This window comes from Parabacteroides sp. AF17-28 (assembly GCF_003479205.1).
Classification (GTDB): domain Bacteria; phylum Bacteroidota; class Bacteroidia; order Bacteroidales; family Tannerellaceae; genus Parabacteroides; species Parabacteroides acidifaciens.
Genome location: NZ_QUGV01000044.1, coordinates 1 through 19961, shown reverse-complemented (window position 1 = coordinate 19961; position 19961 = coordinate 1). Strand labels below are relative to the sequence as shown.

Annotated in this window: 15 protein-coding genes; 6 read left to right on the top strand and 9 right to left on the bottom strand. The window is 47.1% G+C overall.

Annotated features, from left to right (window positions below):
• From DWW90_RS19795 to DWW90_RS19770, 4 genes are all read right to left on the bottom strand, one after another.
• Window positions 1-768: PDDEXK nuclease domain-containing protein (locus DWW90_RS19795; protein ID WP_233547842.1), on the bottom strand; the 768-nt coding region annotated here is incomplete at its 3' end.
• Window positions 769-1740: 972 nt separating this feature from the next.
• A complete protein-coding gene (locus tag DWW90_RS19785) occupies window positions 1741-3072 on the bottom strand; it encodes a leucine-rich repeat domain-containing protein (protein WP_122346207.1) in 1332 nt (443 codons plus the stop codon).
• A 286-nt stretch (window positions 3073-3358) separates the two neighbouring features.
• Window positions 3359-3553: an AAA family ATPase gene (locus tag DWW90_RS21040; RefSeq protein ID WP_122346206.1), complete on the bottom strand. Its 195-nt coding sequence runs from the start codon at window positions 3551-3553 to the stop codon at window positions 3359-3361.
• 75 nt (window positions 3554-3628) lie between these two features.
• The gene (locus tag DWW90_RS19770; protein WP_122346205.1) at window positions 3629-4786 is read right to left on the bottom strand and encodes an esterase; all 1158 of its coding nucleotides are present in this window, start codon (window positions 4784-4786) and stop codon (window positions 3629-3631) included.
• Between the two features lie 322 nt (window positions 4787-5108).
• Here DWW90_RS19770 and DWW90_RS19765 point away from each other — a divergent pair, with 322 nt between their 5' ends.
• The 4 genes from DWW90_RS19765 (at window position 5109) to DWW90_RS19750 (ending at window position 8844) form a co-directional block, all read left to right on the top strand.
• Window positions 5109-5483: a DUF2141 domain-containing protein gene (locus DWW90_RS19765; protein ID WP_122346204.1), complete on the top strand. Its 375-nt coding sequence runs from the start codon at window positions 5109-5111 to the stop codon at window positions 5481-5483.
• 4 nt (window positions 5484-5487) lie between these two features.
• Complete coding sequence (locus tag DWW90_RS19760; protein WP_122346203.1) at window positions 5488-7863, top strand: outer membrane beta-barrel family protein; 2376 nt, start codon at window positions 5488-5490, stop codon at window positions 7861-7863.
• 82 nt (window positions 7864-7945) lie between these two features.
• Entirely contained in the window at window positions 7946-8575 is a 630-nt protein-coding gene (locus DWW90_RS19755) for a hypothetical protein (RefSeq protein ID WP_122346202.1), read from the top strand.
• Window positions 8560-8844 carry a transcriptional regulator gene (locus DWW90_RS19750; RefSeq protein WP_115501195.1) on the top strand — a complete coding sequence of 95 codons (285 nt, stop codon included), beginning with the start codon at window positions 8560-8562 and terminating at the stop codon, window positions 8842-8844. The genes DWW90_RS19755 and DWW90_RS19750 overlap by 16 nt, the downstream gene beginning before the upstream one ends.
• A gap of 17 nt (window positions 8845-8861) precedes the next feature.
• Here the strand turns inward: DWW90_RS19750 and DWW90_RS19745 are convergent, their stop codons facing one another.
• Complete coding sequence (locus DWW90_RS19745; protein WP_122346201.1) at window positions 8862-9698, bottom strand: SGNH/GDSL hydrolase family protein; 837 nt, start codon at window positions 9696-9698, stop codon at window positions 8862-8864.
• Between the two features lie 88 nt (window positions 9699-9786).
• Here DWW90_RS19745 and mnmA point away from each other — a divergent pair, with 88 nt between their 5' ends.
• Window positions 9787-10863: a tRNA 2-thiouridine(34) synthase MnmA gene (gene mnmA, locus DWW90_RS19740; protein ID WP_115501203.1), complete on the top strand. Its 1077-nt coding sequence runs from the start codon at window positions 9787-9789 to the stop codon at window positions 10861-10863.
• A gap of 46 nt (window positions 10864-10909) precedes the next feature.
• Here the strand turns inward: mnmA and DWW90_RS19735 are convergent, their stop codons facing one another.
• The 4 genes from DWW90_RS19735 to DWW90_RS19720 form a co-directional block, all read right to left on the bottom strand.
• The gene (locus tag DWW90_RS19735; RefSeq protein WP_233547840.1) at window positions 10910-13510 is read right to left on the bottom strand and encodes a DUF5916 domain-containing protein; all 2601 of its coding nucleotides are present in this window, start codon (window positions 13508-13510) and stop codon (window positions 10910-10912) included.
• A gap of 124 nt (window positions 13511-13634) precedes the next feature.
• Window positions 13635-14576 carry a ribose-phosphate pyrophosphokinase gene (locus tag DWW90_RS19730; RefSeq protein WP_115501193.1) on the bottom strand — a complete coding sequence of 314 codons (942 nt, stop codon included), beginning with the start codon at window positions 14574-14576 and terminating at the stop codon, window positions 13635-13637.
• A gap of 133 nt (window positions 14577-14709) precedes the next feature.
• On the bottom strand, window positions 14710-16401 hold the full coding sequence (locus DWW90_RS19725) for an alpha-amylase family glycosyl hydrolase (protein ID WP_122346200.1): 1692 nt from the start codon (window positions 16399-16401) through the stop codon (window positions 14710-14712).
• 55 nt (window positions 16402-16456) lie between these two features.
• On the bottom strand, window positions 16457-17296 hold the full coding sequence (locus tag DWW90_RS19720) for a patatin-like phospholipase family protein (protein WP_122331860.1): 840 nt from the start codon (window positions 17294-17296) through the stop codon (window positions 16457-16459).
• 180 nt (window positions 17297-17476) lie between these two features.
• On the opposite strand from DWW90_RS19720, the gene DWW90_RS19715 reads away from it, so the two are divergent.
• A complete protein-coding gene (locus DWW90_RS19715) occupies window positions 17477-19681 on the top strand; it encodes a sodium-translocating pyrophosphatase (RefSeq protein ID WP_122346199.1) in 2205 nt (734 codons plus the stop codon).
• Window positions 19682-19961 lie beyond the last annotated feature (280 nt).

Genomic DNA, 19961 nt, shown 5'->3' with positions numbered 1-19961 from the left:
ATACCCACCCATAAGAGAACTTATGGTTTTGGTATAAACAAATCGCACAAACACCAAATCAACATAAAAATGACGCGAACCGATATTGATTTTGTATTGCCGCCCAATAAAGGCAAAACCTTTGCCAAGCTCCAAAAGAAAGTCCTGCAAATTGGCTATCAACCTATTTTCCAACTCGCCTTCCAAGTAAACCTGCTTTTCGGGGATACCTACAAATTCTAACACAAAAGGGTCTTTCACAATATCCTGCGGATTTTGCACCTCTTGTCCTTGTCTGCTCAATGACAAAACTTCCTCTTTATTTCTACTTAATGCCAACCGTTGAAAGAGACAGCTTTTCATTTGTCGTTTCAGCTCACGCACACTCCAGTTCTCAATTTCGCATTGCTTGGCATAGAAACTTATTTCTAATTCGCCATTTGCTTTTAAAATCTCTAAATAATGGCTCCAACTCAATTGTTCAGACAGTGTCTGGATTTTTGGGAATGTTAAATAAAACTGCCTCATTTGAAACACGTTGCTCCGACTGAAACCTTTGCCGTATGCAGCTGTCAGGTCACGCGATAGGCGATTCAACAACTCCGCCCCATATTCGGCTCGTTCTTTTCCTTTCTGTTCATATTCTACGATATAGTGCCCTATCTGCCAATTGGTTTTCACCAAGGTAGCATTTACTGTTTGGATAGCTTTATTACGTCCTTCGCTCAAAGCCCTCCCAATCGCTTCAACAAGTTCTTTATATAAAGATTGTTCAATAATCCGTTTCATTTCATTATTCATAACGTATCCCTCAATATCCTTTATAATAGCATCAAATCCGCACGTAGTGCGTCAATACACTTCACCGTTTGGGCAATATCTGCATTCAGTTAACAATATCAATCACCTCACGCCGGTCTTTTGCTTCCATGTATGAACTCACAGATAGATTGTAACCATTATCTTAATGGTAAATTGATTCTTGATTTATAATGCAAAAGTATAAATTTTCTCAAGAACATAACAACAAGCATCTCTTAACTTTTGATTTCCAGCTGTTTTTGAGAGCGGAATTCAACTGTAATCTAAAAGTTATTAGTGCCATAACACTGTTTCCTTGAAGAACCACACAAGTTTCTGCAATTCCTGTTCCTGCCTCTCGGCGAAGTTGCAATATACAAGGATTTACAATAACCCCCTATTTTTCTATTTCACCTCAAAAAACGAACGATTTCAATTTGACTTTTCGCTATCGAAACAGCCCTTTTCGTGACAAACGAACCGGTGACCTGCGCAGCCCGTTCAAAAAGGATGACATTTGTCAAACCGGAACAGAGACTTCCCGACATTCCGATAAAGCTTAACTCCCCGAGAATCGAATATTTGAAAGCATGAAGGGGAAGGGACAGGAATATGGCAAGGATTCGGAGGCTATTTTTCGGTAAACTGGCAGTTCTTTTCCATTACGACCGTCCTAATCGCCATTACGACCGTCCTAATCTTCGCGAGGTGCCGAGTGCACTACCTATTAGCACGGTCGCGGTGGCGATTAGGACGGTCGTCTTTTGGAAAAATTGCATATTTCACTAAAACAACCGGTCCGAAAGCGCTTTTTCGACCGGAAAACAATCGTCGGGAAGACACTTCTCGAAGCCTCAAAAGGAGGTTTTCAAGACGTTTTTTACAATAAGCCCCCTCCTTTTTTTACTCCTGTTGCCACTTTTTACATCTTCGAATTACAAAAAAAGGATCACAATCAGACTACGCGACATTATCCGATTTACGCTTTATGAACCGTTCATATTTCTCCCAGTTAAAACCGGAATAACCTTTCCCATCCTTCGGAATACGAATGGTTGTCAAAGAAAGGCAGTTATTAAAAACATCTTCGCCAAAGGTTTCAGGAGCTTTTGAAGACATAAATTCTATTTCTTTTAGTTCAAGACAATTAGAAAACACCTCATCCCCAATAACCTTTACGGATTTGGGGATGAGAACGGACTCCAACCTTGTATAAGAAAAAGCTCCATTTTTAATAATCTCGACTGATTCGGGGATGGAAACAGACCGCACACCACTATGCGAGAAAACACCAACTTCAATCGTTGCCAACGAAGAAGGAATAACCACCGATTCAACATTCGTGCCATAAAAAGCAGCTATGCCAATACATCCCAAGTCTGCATCTTTGGAAAAATAGAGAGACGATAGATTTTTACAATCCAAAAAAGCGACACTATTAATGATTTGCACCGAAGCCGGAATAGTCACAGATCGAAGCGCAGTCTCGGCAAAAGCCAAACTTCCTATCTCTTTTAAACCAAAACCTGAAAATTCCACAGACAACAATCGCCTGCAATAACGAAATGCACGCTCATCAATCACCATCACCGATTCCGGAATGACCACAGCCCTAAGAGCAGTAAGAGAGAAAGCCCCTGCCGATATTTTTTTGAGATCAATGCCGGGTGCAAATTTCAACGATGACAAATGACGACATTCCAGAAATGCTGCTTTTTTTATTACCCTGACTGAAGCAGGTATAGACACCGAAACAAGCGAAGTTTGAGAAAAAGCCCATTCGCCAATGATTCTCAATGAGCTTTTTTCTGCGAACGTCACAGATGATAAGCGTAAACATTCTTTGAAAGCGGAATTTCGGATCTCTTTTACTGAAGCGGGAATAAAGACTGACCGCAAATCAGTCTTTCTAAAAGCGTGTGCCCCAATCATCTTTAATTTAGAACCTGGCGTAAACTGTACGGTTGACAAACGCATGCATCTAAAAAACGCAGCCCCTCCAATCGTATCCAAAGAAGCCGGTATCTTAACCATTTGAAGTCGTTTCATATCTTGAAAGGCATAAACAGGGATGCTTCGTACTCCCTCCGCAATTTCAATTTTTGTCACAGACTGCCTCTGCCCGCTATTCGCATCGTTCCACTGTACAAAGCCATCAGCTGTCAGAATTGTCAATTTGCCATTTGTCAAATCATATCCGGTTTCTTCTGCTTTTAAATAACTTTTAGGCATCCACAACAAGAGAATAGCCAGTAAGAAACGTAAAAAAACAAAGACTCTATTTCTTCTCATAATCTAACCATATTAATTTAAGTTCAAAAAATCCATTAAGTTTCATAACAAGGCTATTCACTTATTTATCTGCGAGATGGCATATATCGGACAAATATGTACATGACGTACCGCACCCTCTTCTATAGGGTCCGTATAGTCAAATGTTCCAAAGTTTTCCAGAGAGCATCGCACAGCTTCTGTCAAATGTTTTTCACGCATAAAGTACCAGAGACTCTTCATGCCGCCTTGTGTTCCGGCCTTTACCTCTATGGGTAAAACAGCCAGACCACGTGACGTTACATAATCAATTCCTGCAAAGGACTTTGTACTCAGGATGCTTTTCAAAATTTATCTTTACATAGTTCTCGAATCGTTCTCCAAGATGTCGTACAGCAGTCGATTTACCTACTTGACGGGCACCTCGAAGTAATACTGGCTTATGGCTTGAGCGCGAAGCCCATTCTGCCAGATATGTATCTATCAGTCTGTTATAATACATGATGATAATTGCTTATTGTTCAGTTGCAAATATAAAGATATTATATTATCCAAAGAAATAACCAATACCGACCGACTACTTGAACAACATCGGCACAAACTCCGACAAGTAAATACGCCAGTTGCGCCAGATGTGGCCACCGTCTGTTTCGTAGTAGGTATAGGGGTAATGATTATCGTCGAGGAGTTTGCGGTAATCAGTGTTTGCTTTATACAAGAAATCGGTCTTGCCGATAGCGATCCAATAAAGAGCCGGCTTCTTGGCAAACTGCACGCTTAGCTTTTTCTCCATATCCTTATATACAGGTGATTCCACATCTTTGCCCGGCCAAATGGCGGCTGAATACAAACCGACATAATCGAACAAATCCGGGTATTGTTTGGAGATATGCAAAGAGTGGTAACCACCCATCGACAAGCCGGCAATGGCGCGGCCGGACTTATTCTTGACTGTACGGTAATTCGCGTCGATAAACTTCACGACATCCGGAAAAGCCGCTTCGAAAGAGCCTTCCATTGTCTTAGGCAATTTAGTCGTCGGCGGCACCAGTCCCAGGGAAGATTCACCGGGAGCCGCTTCCAAGGCCGCGTTGCCATTCGTCATAACGACAATCATCGGTTTTGCTTTTCCCTCGGCAATCAGGTTATCCAAAATCTGAGTCGCGCGTCCTAATGTCACCCAGGCTTCCTCATCTCCGCCCATACCATGCAGCAGGTAGAAGACCGGATATCGCTTGCCGCTTTTCTCATAACCGGCCGGCGTATAAACAGTCATCCGCCGGGTCGTTCCTAACGTCGGGCTGTCATACCACAGGCGGGAAACCGTTCCGTGCGGTACGGCATTCACCTTATATAAATCTGCGCGTCCCCCACCGATGATAAACACATTCATCAGCGATGACACATCACGAATCAGATAGATATTACTGGGGTCCGGCATCTTCAAACCATCCACGATAAAAGAATAGTTATACAGTTCAGGAGCCAGCGGTTCCGGTGTGGTATATTCCCAGACACCTTCCGGCCCCTCTTTCAAATCGGCAACAGAAGGATTAGACAGAAAATCGCCGGTTACCTGTACCTTTATCGCTTTAGGTGCACGGAAACGGAATGTAACCGTATTATTTTCATGGATTTCAGGAGAGACAAGTGTTCCACCTCCCCAAAGCGACTGTTGTGCAAAAGCAATTGTGCTCACCAACAGAGCAATAAATAGTGTCAATACTTTTTTCATAATACTACAATTAAAATTAGTCTTCAGAATTATCTCATCAAAACTACACGTTTTTTCCATAGGAAGCAACTAAATGACTGACGACTTTCAGTCGGACAACGCTTTATCATCTCAAAACAACCGGAAACAAGCTGTCCAGATTGGCATCTCGGAGGTTTTTTGAAAATAATTGAAAGATTTTCTTCTTTTTATTTGGTTTACATCATAAACCATTTTATATTTGCAGCGTGCAGGTGAGAAACGCGCAGCTCCTTGCACTTTTTTAATCCATATATGGTTTATATTATAAACTTATTTATCCACGATTTAAAAGAGTACAGAGATGAAACGAATTATAGTAGCAAGCATTTTAGCGCTGATTTTCAGTTGCAGTTCAGTAATGGCACGAACAATCATCGTAAAGGTGAGTCATGTACGGGGCGATAAAGGGAATGTCATGGTCATGGCCCAACAGGGAAAAGAGAGCAAACCGGTTTACGGAATGGCTAAAGCGGAAAACGGGACAGCCATCGTCAAATTAGAGAATGTAGAATGGGACGAATTCGAACTATCGGTTTTCCACGACGAAAACGATAATTGGAAAATGGATTTCACGGAAGACAAAAAGCCGGCCGAAGGCTACGCAATGAAGAGTTGCAAACCGAAGCAGGACGAAGAGACAGTCAGCCTGAAATTGTATTACCCGACCAACGAATAGAGCCATGAAAAGAGTTTTACTCCTGATCCTGCTGGCTATGGCAATCCTTCCGGGGAAAGTCCGCAGCCAGGCAGGCACGGTGACCTACTCCGGCCAGATACACAATTCCGGAGGAGATGCGATTGACTATGCGACTGTTGTCCTTCTGCAAGGCGACAGGCAAATAGCCGGAGGGACAACCGACGATGCGGGGGACTTCGCATTGAAGGCTGACAGAGGGGATTATACATTAATCATACAATGCATCGGATATGAAACGGAACGAAAGCAGCTCCGGCTATCCGCCCCTACCCGCGAAACCTTTATCCTGCAACCGGCGGCTTATGCCCTGAAAGAAGTAGTCGTACAGGCAAGGGAAATCGAGCGCAAGGCCGACCGCTTCATCGTCAACATCTCGCCCACCAGCGGAAAAGACGGAACGGAACTGCTCTCGCAAGCACCGGGCGTATGGCTATCGGACGACCAGATATCCATCAACGGCGCTTCGGGCACGAAAGTTTTTGTCAACAACCGGGAAATCAAGTTGACCGGCGAAGAACTGCTCTCTTATCTGCGTTCCCTGAAATCGGAAGATATCAGGCAGATCGAGGTGATACCGGTTGCCGGAGCCGAATACGACGCCAGTACACGTGGCGGAGTCATCCGCATCGCACTCCGGCGCAGGCAGGATAACGGCGTGCAGGGAAACATATTAATGGGTACAGCCGTAGCCTCTTCGCTAAACCGCTATATGCCGTCCGCCAGCCTGAATGCACGCATGGGGAAATGGAATATTAACGCCGCCGCTTCCGGAATTTTCACTCCGAAGGATAAGAGCGATATGAATTCCATCCGCTCATATACGACAGACGACACCCGCTTCTCCAGCCTGTCCCGGTTTGAGAACCGATCGAATTACGGAACCGGACGTCTCGGTATTACCTGGGATGCGGATACCCTGAATAGTTTCGGAGCAGAAATCGAATATATCGGACAAGGCTCAAAGGCGAATTCTTACAGCCGGACGGAGCTGGTAAAAGGAAATTTCCCGGTCAACAGCATGGGGGAATATTTCCAGAGAAACGAATACAACACGTTTACGGCCACGGCCAACTACCTGCATAAACTGGACAACCAGGGTTCACTGATCAAACTCATTGTCGACTATGCAGGTAAGAAATCAACGGGTAACAATGATTATTTCGTCCTCAGGCAAGCTATGGGAGGACAAAGCGACACTACATACAGAAGTAATGCCGACGCGACCTACGACATTGTCACATCCGACCTGTCCCTTTCCCGATACCTCAAAAAAGGGATGTCGCTGAAAGCCGGTATAAAATATACGTTTACCGATGTGAACGACAACTCGTGCTACGAAGGCTTGTCCGGACAATTGTGGGAGCCGAACCCCGCTTATGGATACGTCCTCAACTACCGGGAAAACATCGTCGGCGGATATGGTTCTTTTTCAGCAGGGACGGGCCGCTGGTCTTTCGTCGCAGGGCTGAGAGGGGAATATACACGGACGTCGAACCGTAACGACAACATCCGCCGGGACTATTTCGACCTGTTCCCGAACCTGAATGTTTCCTATGCGTTCAACAGTCTGAAAACGTCTATGCTTGTCGGGCAATACTCCCGGAATATCGAGCGGCCGGCGTTCCATTCACTCAGTCCCAATCACATCCAACTGTCGGACTACAGTTACCAGATAGGAAACCCGTATCTAAAGCCGACTTATATCAACCGTTTCAACTTAACGTGGGTGTACCAGTACCGATATACGGTGACAGTGGGCGGGAACCTGCATCACAACCTCATCCGCGAATTTTGCAAACAGGATGCAAACGATCCGGACATTTCCTATATCACACCCGAAAACCATAGCACGGAAAATCACTGGTTCATAGCCGTCAATCTTCCGTTCCAACCGGTTCGCTGGTGTAACCTGACAGCCAATTTCATAGGTGTGAAACAAGATATCAGGATGTCGGAGTCGGCCGCTTTAGCCAAACATTACCTGATGTTTGCCAATGCCACCGCGACCTTCTACCTGCCTGCCGGTTACAATATGGAAATTCAATACGGAGGAGCAAGCCGCCTCTATTCCGGAAACAGCGAAGTGGCGCCCCGTCATACGCTCGGCTTCACGCTACGTAAGAAATTCATGAATGAAAGGTTGCTCGTCACGGCTGGTGTCAACAACATCTTCAACCGCTATAACAATTACGTCAACAACCTGGATGCTTACAAAACCGAGTCCCATTACAAAGAGGGCAGTGCCGGACGCATTTTCAAGGTTTCGCTTTCATGGAGTTTCAACAGTGGGAAAAAAGTGGCGAAGAAGACGATAGAGCGCAGTTCGGAAAGTGAATTCAACCGGCTAAAAGAAAAATAGAATAAAAAATATAAAGAGATAACATAAACCACATTATCTTTGAACGGAATGTGGAAGGAATAAAAAGAAAAAAGATAAAATCATGGAAGAAAAAAGATTAACAGAGAAAGAAAGTCTGGAGCTTATCACACAGATGATTCATTCCAGCAAACAGAACATGGAAGTCGGCAACGGGAACCAGTTTCTATATTGGGGATATTGCACGGCCGGGCTGTCCATCGCGTTGTTCGTCCTGATAACCCTGACCCACTCATTTATATGGACCTGGGGCTGGATGTTCCTATTCGGAGTATGGCCGCTTATCGCTTACAAGAAAAAGCAGAAGCCGGCGGCTGTCGTCACCTATACAGACAAAGTAATAAACCAGGTTTGGCGTGTGCTGGGCTGGATGTTCGCTTTTACTTTTATCACATCCGGCGTAATTGAAATCCTCTTATACCGGCAGGCAGATTTCATCATCATGTTGCCTTTATCCTTGCTTTACTGTGGCCTCGGCGTTTCGATTACGGGCATTATTATTCAGGAACGTTGGATGATTTATTCGCCGATAGTCGCATTTGTCTTTTGTATTTATATGCTCACAATGCTGATACACGATGAGTCGGTGACTCTCTTATGGTATCTCTATTTCGGATTATCGTTCGTAATTATGATGATTATTCCGGGACATATCCTTAATCATAAAGCCAAACAAGCATGTTCAAAGAATTAGACCCTCTACTCCACTCGCAGTTACGGCTGGCCGTCATGTCCATCCTCCTCTCGGTGGAGGAAGCGGACTTTGTCTATCTGAAAGAAAAAACAGAGGCCACCGCCGGTAACCTGAGTGTACAGATAGACAAACTGAGCGAAGCCGGCTACATCGAAGTTGAAAAGAGCTTCGTCGGAAAGAAACCCCGGACAACTTGCCGGATCACGCCTGTCGGCCGGCAAGCGTTCGAAGATTATGTAAATGCGTTGAAGGGATATATCGATATGTAAAAGGCAAGAGCTATCCCCTATTCGAAGTCAGCCGGATAAGCCAACAGTTGGTACATCAGCGCCTTTGCCATCCGGTAATGCCCGTCGGCATTGGGATGCAGGCGGTCCGTGTCTTCTTTGTGGAAGTAGCGGGTATGGGAATCATTTACGGGATAAAGTCCGCTGATGCTGTTCAGGTCGATAACAGGAACGGCCCAGACATTGGCGGCTTCCTTTATCACGTCGACGTACGCATCGACATACAGGCCGATCCGGTTCGGGTAGGATTCGTCCGGCTGGATATTATTGTCACTGAATCTGGCATATCCGCGATGTATCGGTGTCAGCAGGATGATCTGCTTGGTCGGATAGTTCGTTTTCAGATAAGACATGACGCGGTTGATACGCCCCCGGAACGTCTGTTCGTCCATTTGCAGCGTCCGCCGTTTACGTACCTCCTGTTTGGGGCCGGACACCTCGACCGGTTCGTGCTTCTCGGTGTACCACTCGCCTAAAGGGACACCGGCATTATAGTCATTCGTTCCGGCAAAAATCAGGATCGCGTCGATGTCGTCTCCCCGCTCCGTCCGCAATTTCTCTGCCTGTCTCAACACACCGTTCCACTGATGGCCGTTGATGCCGTAAACAAAGGATTCCAGGCCTAAGAGTTCCGAAAGATACTGCCAGTAGTTTTTCGCCGTCCCGACATGGATTTTATCGGTTATCGAATCGCCCAGGAAAGCGACTTTCTTTCCTTTCCACTGATTGGAGGCAGGTACTTCCTGAACTTGAGGCAGCACATAAACCGTACACGGATAAACATCTGTCGACAGCAACAGGGCGGATAATAACAAAGCGGAGTAACGTATATGCATATCGGTTCTATTGATTGAGATTAACTGAAAACACAAAGATATAAAAAAATTTACCGTACCTTTGTCTGATTCTTATTTAATTATATCTATGGAAATTGCAGCATTAGTATCGGGAGGAGTCGACAGCTCCGTAGTAGTCCACCAGTTGAAAGAGGCAGGATATGATCCTACCATTTTCTATATCCGCATCGGAATGGAAGACAAGGACGGATATATAGACTGCCCCGCCGAAGAAGATATCGAGATCACCTCTTATATAGCCAAGAAGTACGGATGCCGGTTTGAGATCGTCTCTTTGCACGATGAATATTGGGATCGCGTGGTGAGCTACACCATCGACTCCGTCAAGCGCGGCCTCACCCCCAACCCGGATATGATGTGCAACAAATACATCAAGTTCGGCTGCTTCGAAGACAAATGGGGAAAGGATTTCGACAAGATAGCGACAGGCCATTATGCCACAACGACCGAGATCGACGGAAAAGTATGGCTCTCCACCGCCAAAGACCCGGTGAAGGACCAGACCGATTTCCTCGGCCAGATCACCCGCCTGCAGATACAAAAACTGATGTTCCCGATAGGCCACCTGATGAAAAGCGAAGTCCGCGCCATCGCCGAGCAGCAGAAGTTGCCGAGCGCCAAGCGGAAAGACAGCCAGGGTATCTGTTTCTTAGGTAAGATCAATTATAATGATTTCATCGAACGCTACTTAGGCAAACGTACCGGAAAGATCGTGGAACTGGAAACGGGTAAAGTGCTGGGCAAGCACAACGGCTATTGGTTCCACACCATCGGGCAGCGCAAAGGACTGGGTCTGAGCGGCGGTCCCTGGTTTGTCATCAAAAAGGACATCAAGCGGAATATCATCTACGTCTCCAACGGTTACGATCCGGAAACGCAGTACGGCAAGACAATCAATATGCATGGCTTCGACTTTATCACCGAAGACCCATGGGGAGACTTCACGGACGAGAAAGAAATCACGTTCAAGATCCGCCATACGCCGGACTTCACGCCCGGCCGCATACGCCGTATCGGCGACCTGTACCGTATCGAATCGGACAACAAAATACAGGGAATCGCCCCCGGGCAGTACGGCGTAGTGTACGACAAAGACCACCATCTTTGTCTCGGCAGCGGCATGATTATCGACGAAGAAAAATAAGAGGATGTCGATTATTACATGGAACACAATTCCGATCTATTTTAGACTATAAGTTAAACCAATAGTTCATCTTGACCATAAACGTATTCGTTGCGGGAAGGCCGAACATACGGTCCAGGTTATTCCCCCAACCGGAGAGATATTTACTGTCGCGGTTCGACATCCTGTGTTCCCAGACAAAATACAAGGTCGAACCGGGCAGATATTCCCAACGGGCTACCAGATTGGAACGGAACTCGTTAAAGCTGAAATCAGGTTTATTCTTTATAACAGACATTTCTTCATCCGACAACGGACGGAAACGATCTTCATAAGTATGGGAAGTCGTATTCGTCATCGACTTGAAATCCTTGAATTTAGCCGTAGAAGTAAACGGTGAGCCGTAGAACTGTATCGTAATATCAGGCGTTACGTTCACCTGCAGATTCATTGTCAACCCATAAGTCTTCTGGTCCATGTGAGCTGTCACATAAGGCGCTGTGCTGCTTTCGGGTGTAGCCTGTACAAACTGCATATTGTCCGTATTCCAGGCATAATTCAACTGTCCGGACAAATAGATATGGTTTCCCAACCGGAATGTCAGTTCCGGCGTAAATGTGTTAAGGCGGTTATACCCGTCCAGATTATAGTTCCCTTCATATTGCAGCGTCAGCCTCACCCGTTTTGCCTTATCCGTATTAAACTTGACAGAGGTAAGGAAATAAGGGTTGAACCGCACGTCCGGTCCTCCCCGAAGCAGGCGGCTGTCCAGATTGTTCCAGCAGAATGTTTCCGACACGATCAACTCATACCGGCTCATCGTCATCGTCTGCCATTTCAAAGCCAGATGGTTATAAAAAGGCGTCCCGCCGTAATTCCATTGATTCCGTTGCGTCAGGGTGAAAGCGTTATAGCGGAACATTTTCCAGATATCCGTCTGCCGGTAAGCGATCTCCGTTTCATTAGACAGGTTATCGGTTTGTTTCAGATAACCGATATCATTGAGGTCGAAGCCCGGAGACGACCAACTAAACGTCTCGGCAAAAGCCCATTTGGCATTCCCTTTCCGTCCTAATTTCAGATAACCGCCCGTGCCGCTCAGTGAACGCCGTTCCGGGTCGACACCCAGATAATCGGCGGAAGACGAACGCTGGTAATAGTGTACGGCATTTTGCTGCAATGCACGGATCGCCTCCTTGCTCCCATTCAGGGAACTCACCATTGCTTTGGCTTCAACATAATATAAGCGGTTCTTGAAATACTGCGTAAAATCGATCCCTGCCGTAAAGGCATTACGGACCATGAAGTCTTTCAGATGCGGCTCGTCCAATGCACGGTTTACCGACGTGATCATTCCTCCCAACAGCGTATTTCCTTCCCAGTTTTTCTGTACACGGGCAACGGTGTAATTGGTCAAAGGCTCGACCACGACTTTATCTTCCATCCCGTTAAGCGTCACCTTCGATGAAGATTGCGCTGTCAGGCTCTGTACGACTCCGATCGTTACGCCTTTGCGGTTCGTCCCCGTCAGCTTCAAAGCGCCGATAATGGGGATATTCTCTTTCCGGCTGGCAAAGCTATTGACGTTATCGATACCGGGGGGCGTATAGGAAGGAGCGGCACCGATACGGCGCGTGTAAAACATCATGTCGCTGCCGTTGGCAAAGTCCAGGATATGTTTTCCTTCGAGGAAGAAAGGACGCTTCTCGTCGTAAAACGTTTCGTAGGCCGTCAGGTTCATCACCGAAGGGTCCAGTTCCACCTGTCCGTAATCGGGGTTTATCGTCATATCCAGCGTAAAATCGGACAACGCAAATTTGGCATCCAGACCGACATTACCGCCCCAGCTATGCCCTTTCTGGTAAGGGCTGCCGGGAATCTTCGGCTCGCTCCGGTACTTACCCATCACATAGGGCAGAAACTCTATTCCGCGCGGTTTCGGCAGATCGGTCATGCCGTGCATTTCCCCGAAAGAGAACACATGCCCGTTATTCTTCAAGGGGATCATACTCCAGTTCTGCACTTCGTTATTCCGCCTGATAATGCGGCGAACATGAAGCCCCCAGATGCCGTCGGCCGACTCTTGGTTGTAGCGAAGCTGGCTGAAGGGGATGCGCAATTCCGCCGTCCAGCTCGAATCCGGCAGGTTCACATGTGTCCTTCCCTCCCAAACAGCGTTCCAGCTCCGGTTCACATTCAACTTATCCGTCACGATCAGGTCGGTCTTATTCCCGCCCAGGTTAATATTGAACTCCGGGGCAGCCCTGTAATCATGATATGTATCGAAAGCCACACTGATCAGGTCTCCCATACTGTTGTCGTCGCGGTTCCCGATAAAACGGTTCATCTTTCCGGGAACAGCATCTTTACAATACACGCCTACGTATATATATTTATCGTCATAAAAGAGCTTTACCCGCGTAGGAGAAGGTGATATTTCGCGCTCATAAGGAATAATCTGCACAAAACGGTCGGACCATTCCCCCTGCTCCGTCCAGAAGGATTCATCCAGCTTTCCGTCTATCACAGGTTTGACATCTGTAACTTTCGTCACATTGTAAATACGTTTGTAAGCATCTTTGAAAGGAACAATAGAATCCTGTTGTCCATAGCTGAATGTACAGACTGACAAAAGGAGGAGATTCAAGAGATAACGTTTTTTCTTCATGGTCTAAAGAATTAAGCGAGAAGGCCATCGCCCTTTTTCACGCTCACAAAGTTAGCAATTATACGGAAATAAAAAAGGCCGCACATCCTAAGATCGCAGCCTTTTTTTATAATATTGAAACTAATTAAATAGCATACAAAGAGCTGATAGACTCACCGCTGCATACGCGACGGATCGCTTCGGCAAACATATCGGCTATTGAAAGGACTTTTACCTTTTCGCACTTCTTTGCATAAGGAATAGAATCGGTAAAGATCATTTCAGTCAAAGCTGATTCGTCTACACGTGTGGAAGCCGGGTCAGACATAACAGCGTGGCTGGCGATAGCGCGTACGGATTTAGCTCCGTTTTCCATCATCAGGTTAGCCGCTTTCGTAATCGTACCGGCAGTGTCTACCATGTCATCAATCAAAAGGACGTCCAATCCTTCCACTTCACCGATGATGCGCATTTCTGCAACTTCGTTGGCGCGCAAACGGGATTTGTGGCAGATAACCATCGGCAAACCGAGATATTTGGAGTAGCTGCTGGCACGTTTCGTACCGCCGACATCCGGTGTAGCGATACACAGGTTATCCATCGGCAAAGATGTCTTAATATAATCCAGGAATACTGAAGAGGCATACAGGTGATCCACCGGAACGTTGAAGAATCCCTGAATCTGGTCAGCATGCAAGTCCATTGTGATCAAACGGTTGATACCGGCCGTACTCAACATATCGGCAATCAGCTTCGCACCGATAGATACACGCGGTTTGTCCTTTCTGTCCTGACGGGCCCAACCGAAATAAGGAATTACTGCGATAATAGAATGTGCAGAAGCACGTTTAGCCGCATCAATCATCAGGAGAAGCTCCATCAGATTATCCGAGTTAGGGAACGTTGATTGTACCAGGAAAACATCGCGGCCACGAATAGACTCTTCGTAAGAAACGGAGAACTCTCCATCGGCAAAATGTTGAATGTTCATCTGCCCCAGCGGACAACCAAGACTTTTGCAAATTTTCTCTGCAAGATACCGGGAGTTGGTTCCCGAAAACACCAAGAAAGGAGTTTGTGCACTCATTATTCCGAATATTTATCTTAAGTAAATAGATTTGAATTGTGGGTGCAAAGGTACAAAACAATTGACAATGAACAATGGACAATTGACAATTATCAAAAAAGTAATTATCAATTGTCAATTATCCATTATCAATTCAATATGTAAATTTCAGTAAACGACCTGAATAGGCCGGCAAGACCACCTGGTAAGGCCAGGCTGCCGTCAGCGTACTGACAGTGCTTTCTCCCGTCATCAAATCGGTCAGGACTGCCGCCTTGTTGTCTTCGAAATCAAGAGCCTTAAAAGCCCCGTTCGGAATCTGGACGCGCACCGTCTGCTCCGCCTTGTCGAAATTAACGACTACCAACAGGACTTCATTCTTATACTTACGCATAAAAACAAACTGGCGATGCGGGTTAAAATACGGATTGCTCATATTGGCATACATCAGGTCGTAGAAAACGCCTTCCGTTATGGCCGGCTCCGATTTGGCAATATTTAAAATCTTTGCATAAGCTTCACGCAACTGGCGTTGTTCGGCAGTCAGCTTTCCTCCGTCGAAAGCGCCTTCATTGATCCAGTTACGCAGGCTGGCGACACTCCAGTAATCAAAGATAGTCGTCCGTCCGTCACGTCCGCTGAACCCTTCGTCATCCATACCCGGCTCTCCCAATTCCTGCCCGCTATAGATCATCACAGGGTTGGTATTCATCATGGCCGACACGATCATTCCCGGGATACCCGGACGCGGATCGCCGGCGAAGAAATAAGAGGCGACACGCTGTTCGTCATGGTTTTCGAGGAAATTCAGCATATTCTGCTGGATTCCTTCAAGCGACTTCCAGCAAGTGGAAATATTACTTGCCGGAGCCTGGTTGCACATGACGGCCCGTACCGTATCATAAAGCCCGACCTTGTCATAGAGGTAATCGAAATGCCCGTTCTGGATGTAATTACGGTATTCCGCCGGATTGTAGACTTCAGCGATAAAGCAGACGTCATGCGCTTGCTTCACCTTCGGAATCACCCAGTTCCAGAACTCCACCGGGACCATTTCCGCCATATCGCAACGGAAGCCGTCCACGCCTTTTCCCGCCCAGAACAGCAGGATATCGAGCATCTTCACCCAGGTGTTGGGTACCGGATCAAAATGCGGAGTACGGCCGTTCAGGTAATCCACGCCATAATTCAACTTGACCGTCTCGTACCAGTCATTCCGTCCCGGACAAGCATCAAAACGGTCGTTGCCTGTCACCTTGGCGGGAAATTCGCTGTATTCGAAATCTTCCTGCTGTGCTCCGAACGGCAACGAGAGAGTCTGCCCCGGTACATAGTAAAAGTTATTGTTCGGATCGAACGCTTTCGAGGTATTGTCTTTCTGCCCCAGATCTTCCACATACGCCATCTTGGCATCCGAATGATATTGGCGGGCTACGTGGTTGGGTACAAAGTCGAGTATCACTTTCAGGCCGGCATCATGCGTCCTCTTGACCAATGCCTCAAATTCACCCATCCGGTCAGGCACCTGGCCTGCCAGGTCGGGATCGACATCGTAATAGTCTTTGATTGCATAAGGCGAACCGGCATTTCCTTTAACGACAGCCGAATGGTCTCTCTGTATCTGATAAGCCGTATAATCGGTTTTCGTCGCATGTTCGATAACTCCGGTGTACCACACATGGGTAGTGCCCAATTCTTTTATTTTAGATAAAGCAAGAGGCGTAAAGTCTGAAAATTTTCCAACTCCGTTTTCGGCTTTACTGCCGTTCTTCACCAAGGATGATTTCAGATTTCCAAACCAACGTGGAAAGACCTGATATATGACTATCTTATTCGTCTGTTTCATTGCGCTATTTGTCTACTTAGTTTAATTTGGTAAACACAGGAACGTTCCGGAACGACTACGGCATTAAGGCATTGTTTCGTCTCGCCATAATTGCGTTTACCAAGGTTTCATACTTATTTTCTTTTATCACGATCTCGAAAGCCCGGACAGCCGCCGCATATCCGATATTGGCGATCTGTTCCACATTCTCGAGGTCAAACGTTTTATACATGCCGAATTCTTCGGCTTCAATCAATACATCACACATTTCACGGTCTTCCAGTGTATTGGCCCGGAACATATAATGATAAGAACGCTCGGCAATGTGATAGAGCGTCTGCTTATATTTTTGCGGTATCAGCGGACTGACGTTCACGCCGATGATACGCTCACATTCCTCACGAATGATGGAAACCGGGAAATTATGGAAAAGACCTCCGTCTACATAATGCACTCCGTTTATCACAACCGGGCTGAAGATAATCGGAATACTACAAGAAGCCGTCACCGCCTCGACGATGGGGCCGCTACGGAACTCATGGCTCTCCCCATTATCGAGATCGGTAGCCATGACAACCAAAGGGGTTTTCAGTTCTTCAAACGTTTTAGCCCTCAAATGACGCCGGAGGAAATGGCGGAACCGTTTGCTGTCGAACAGTCCCGATTTCGGGATCTGCAACTGGGCGAATTCCGAAAACTCGCGTCCGGTAAACAGTTCTTTTATCTCGTCGGCCGTATAGCCGTCGGCGAATAAAGCCCCCATTAACGAACCGACACTTGTCCCGACAATGATATCCGGTTCCAGACCGCACTCCTCCAGCAATTTAAAAACTCCGATGTGGGCAAAACCTTTCGCTCCTCCGCCACTCAGAGCCAAGCCAAGTTTATAGGTCTTATGGTTCGTTTCTTCCGTCATTTGCGTTTTAATTCTTATTCTGTGACAAATATGCTGTTTTTTTTAGAATGAAACATTATTATTTCCGAAAAAGTTTCTCCACATCTTTATTTTCGTTATATTTACGGGAGGACAATGAAGCTTCGTAAGACACTAAGTGTCAAAACGATTAAAACCATATTAAATTTAAATCTCATTGCTATGATTACACCTATTTTTTGGATCATACCGGTAGCATCTATACTTGCTCTGGTATTTGCCTGCTTTTTTTTCAGGCAGATGATGAAAGAGAGTGAAGGGACCGAGTTAATGGCAAAGATAGCCCAGCATGTCCGTAAAGGGGCTATGTCGTACCTGAAACAGCAATACAAGGTTGTCGCTTCGGTATTTCTCGCCCTGGTGGTTTTATTCTCCATCATGGCGTATGGATTCGGGGTACAGAACGAATGGGTGCCGATTGCGTTCCTTACCGGAGGCTTCTTTTCCGGATTGGCCGGATTCCTGGGGATGAAGGCAGCGACTTATGCTTCCGCCCGTACCGCCAATGCCGCCCGTTCTTCATTGAACAGCGGTCTGCAGGTTGCTTTCCGTAGTGGTGCCGTAATGGGATTGGTAGTCGTAGGGCTCGGCCTGCTGGATATTTCGTTCTGGTATATACTGTTAAATATATGTATTCCGGCAGACGCGATGGATGCCACGCATAAACTGACAATCATAACAACCACCATGCTGACCTTCGGGATGGGCGCTTCCACACAGGCGCTCTTTGCCCGCGTCGGAGGCGGTATCTATACGAAAGCGGCCGATGTAGGCGCCGACCTCGTCGGGAAAGTGGAAGCCGGCATCCCGGAAGATGACCCGCGCAACCCGGCGACTATTGCCGACAACGTGGGGGATAATGTGGGAGACGTAGCCGGTATGGGCGCCGACCTCTATGAATCCTATTGCGGTTCCATCCTGGCTACCGCCGCCTTGGGAGCTGCGGCTTTTGTGGCTTCCGGGAATGTGGAGATGCAATACAAAGCGGTCGTGGCACCGATGCTGATTGCAGCGGTAGGGATCGTACTGTCGATCATCGGAATCTTTGCCGTCCGCACGAATGAGAACGCAAGCATCCGCCAGCTGTTGAAAGCATTGGCGATCGGCACGAACCTCAGCTCCGTATTAATCGCCATTTCGACTTTCGCGATTCTTTATCTGTTAGGGTTGGATAATTGGTTCTGGATCAGTTGTTCGGTTATCGTCGGGCTACTGGTCGGCATCGTGATCGGACAATCGACCGAATACTATACATCCCAATCTTATAAACCTACCCAACGAGTATCCGAAGCCGGGCTGACCGGACCGGCAACCGTTATTATCTCCGGGCTCGGACTGGGTATGTTATCTACAGCAATCCCGGTTTTGGCCGTAGTTGTAGGTATTATCTGTTCTTTCCTCTTCGCATCCGGATTCGACTTCAACAATATCGGCATGGGGCTGTATGGCATCGGTATCGCAGCTGTAGGTATGCTTTCGACATTAGGTATCACATTGGCTACGGACGCTTACGGACCTATCGCCGACAATGCCGGAGGCAATGCGGAAATGTCCGGCTTGGGTAAAGAAGTGCGCAAACGTACGGATGCGCTCGACTCGTTGGGCAACACTACCGCCGCAACAGGCAAAGGATTCGCGATCGGCTCGGCAGCCTTAACGGGCCTGGCTTTGCTGGCATCCTACGTGGAAGAGATAAAAATAGGATTACTCCGGTTAGGTGAAACGGTCCTGCAATTTGCAGACGGCAGGGCTATCGAAGTATCGAAAGCCTCCTTCTCCGATTTCATGGTCTATTACGATGTTACACTGATGAACCCGAAAGTGCTGGCCGGCATGTTCTTGGGTTCCATGATGGCATTCATGTTCTGCGGGCTCACGATGAACGCAGTCGGACGTGCCGCCGGGCATATGGTGGAAGAAGTACGCCGCCAGTTCCGCGAAATACCGGGAATACTGACCGGGAAAGCAGAACCGGACTATGCCCGCTGCGTTGCCATTTCAACCAAAGGCGCACAAAAAGAGATGGTTGTTCCTTCCCTGTTGGCTATTATTGCTCCGATCATTACAGGACTGATCTTCGGTGTTACCGGAGTGGTAGGGCTGTTGATCGGCGGCTTGAGTACAGGTTTCGTATTAGCCATCTTTATGGCAAATGCCGGTGGCGCCTGGGACAATGCCAAGAAACACGTAGAAGAAGGCAACCACGGCGGTAAAGGCAGCGACGCCCACCGCGCAACTGTCGTAGGCGACACGGTCGGTGACCCGTTCAAAGACACCTCCGGCCCCAGCCTCAACATCCTGATCAAATTGATGAGCATGGTCGCCATCGTCATGGCAGGGCTGACAGTAGCATGGAGCCTTTTCTAAATTGGGAAAGCGCATTATTTGACAAAAGTGAACTATCCCGTTCTCGCGCTCCGACGCGGGATCACAGAGGAACAGGTTTTATATTGAACCATAAATGATGATTTAGCGACATTGTCTTAGGGCTGTAAGCCCGGCAGATCTCAGCCCAAGGCGTGAGCCTTGGGTTAAGGAAAACGGCTTCCTACCCTCTTTAAGCCCTGTAAGGGCGGCACCGGTAACATCCTGTATCACAATGTATCGCCCTTACAGGGCTCGAAGATAGGAGGTGGTCCTATTTAAA

Coding starts and splice junctions, on each gene's coding strand:
- DWW90_RS19730 (WP_115501193.1), bottom strand. CDS start 14,576: ATGAGTGCACAAACTCCTTTCTTGGTGTTTTCGGGAACCAACTCCCGG.
- DWW90_RS19725 (WP_122346200.1), bottom strand. CDS start 16,401: ATGAAACAGACGAATAAGATAGTCATATATCAGGTCTTTCCACGTTGG.
- DWW90_RS19715 (WP_122346199.1), top strand. CDS start 17,477: ATGATTACACCTATTTTTTGGATCATACCGGTAGCATCTATACTTGCT.
- mnmA (WP_115501203.1), top strand. CDS start 9,787: ATGGAAATTGCAGCATTAGTATCGGGAGGAGTCGACAGCTCCGTAGTA.
- DWW90_RS19765 (WP_122346204.1), top strand. CDS start 5,109: ATGAAACGAATTATAGTAGCAAGCATTTTAGCGCTGATTTTCAGTTGC.
- DWW90_RS19720 (WP_122331860.1), bottom strand. CDS start 17,296: ATGACGGAAGAAACGAACCATAAGACCTATAAACTTGGCTTGGCTCTG.
- DWW90_RS19755 (WP_122346202.1), top strand. CDS start 7,946: ATGGAAGAAAAAAGATTAACAGAGAAAGAAAGTCTGGAGCTTATCACA.
- DWW90_RS19735 (WP_233547840.1), bottom strand. CDS start 13,510: ATGAAGAAAAAACGTTATCTCTTGAATCTCCTCCTTTTGTCAGTCTGT.
- DWW90_RS19745 (WP_122346201.1), bottom strand. CDS start 9,698: ATGCATATACGTTACTCCGCTTTGTTATTATCCGCCCTGTTGCTGTCG.
- DWW90_RS19770 (WP_122346205.1), bottom strand. CDS start 4,786: ATGAAAAAAGTATTGACACTATTTATTGCTCTGTTGGTGAGCACAATT.
- DWW90_RS21040 (WP_122346206.1), bottom strand. CDS start 3,553: ATGTATTATAACAGACTGATAGATACATATCTGGCAGAATGGGCTTCG.
- DWW90_RS19760 (WP_122346203.1), top strand. CDS start 5,488: ATGAAAAGAGTTTTACTCCTGATCCTGCTGGCTATGGCAATCCTTCCG.
- DWW90_RS19750 (WP_115501195.1), top strand. CDS start 8,560: ATGTTCAAAGAATTAGACCCTCTACTCCACTCGCAGTTACGGCTGGCC.
- DWW90_RS19785 (WP_122346207.1), bottom strand. CDS start 3,072: ATGAGAAGAAATAGAGTCTTTGTTTTTTTACGTTTCTTACTGGCTATT.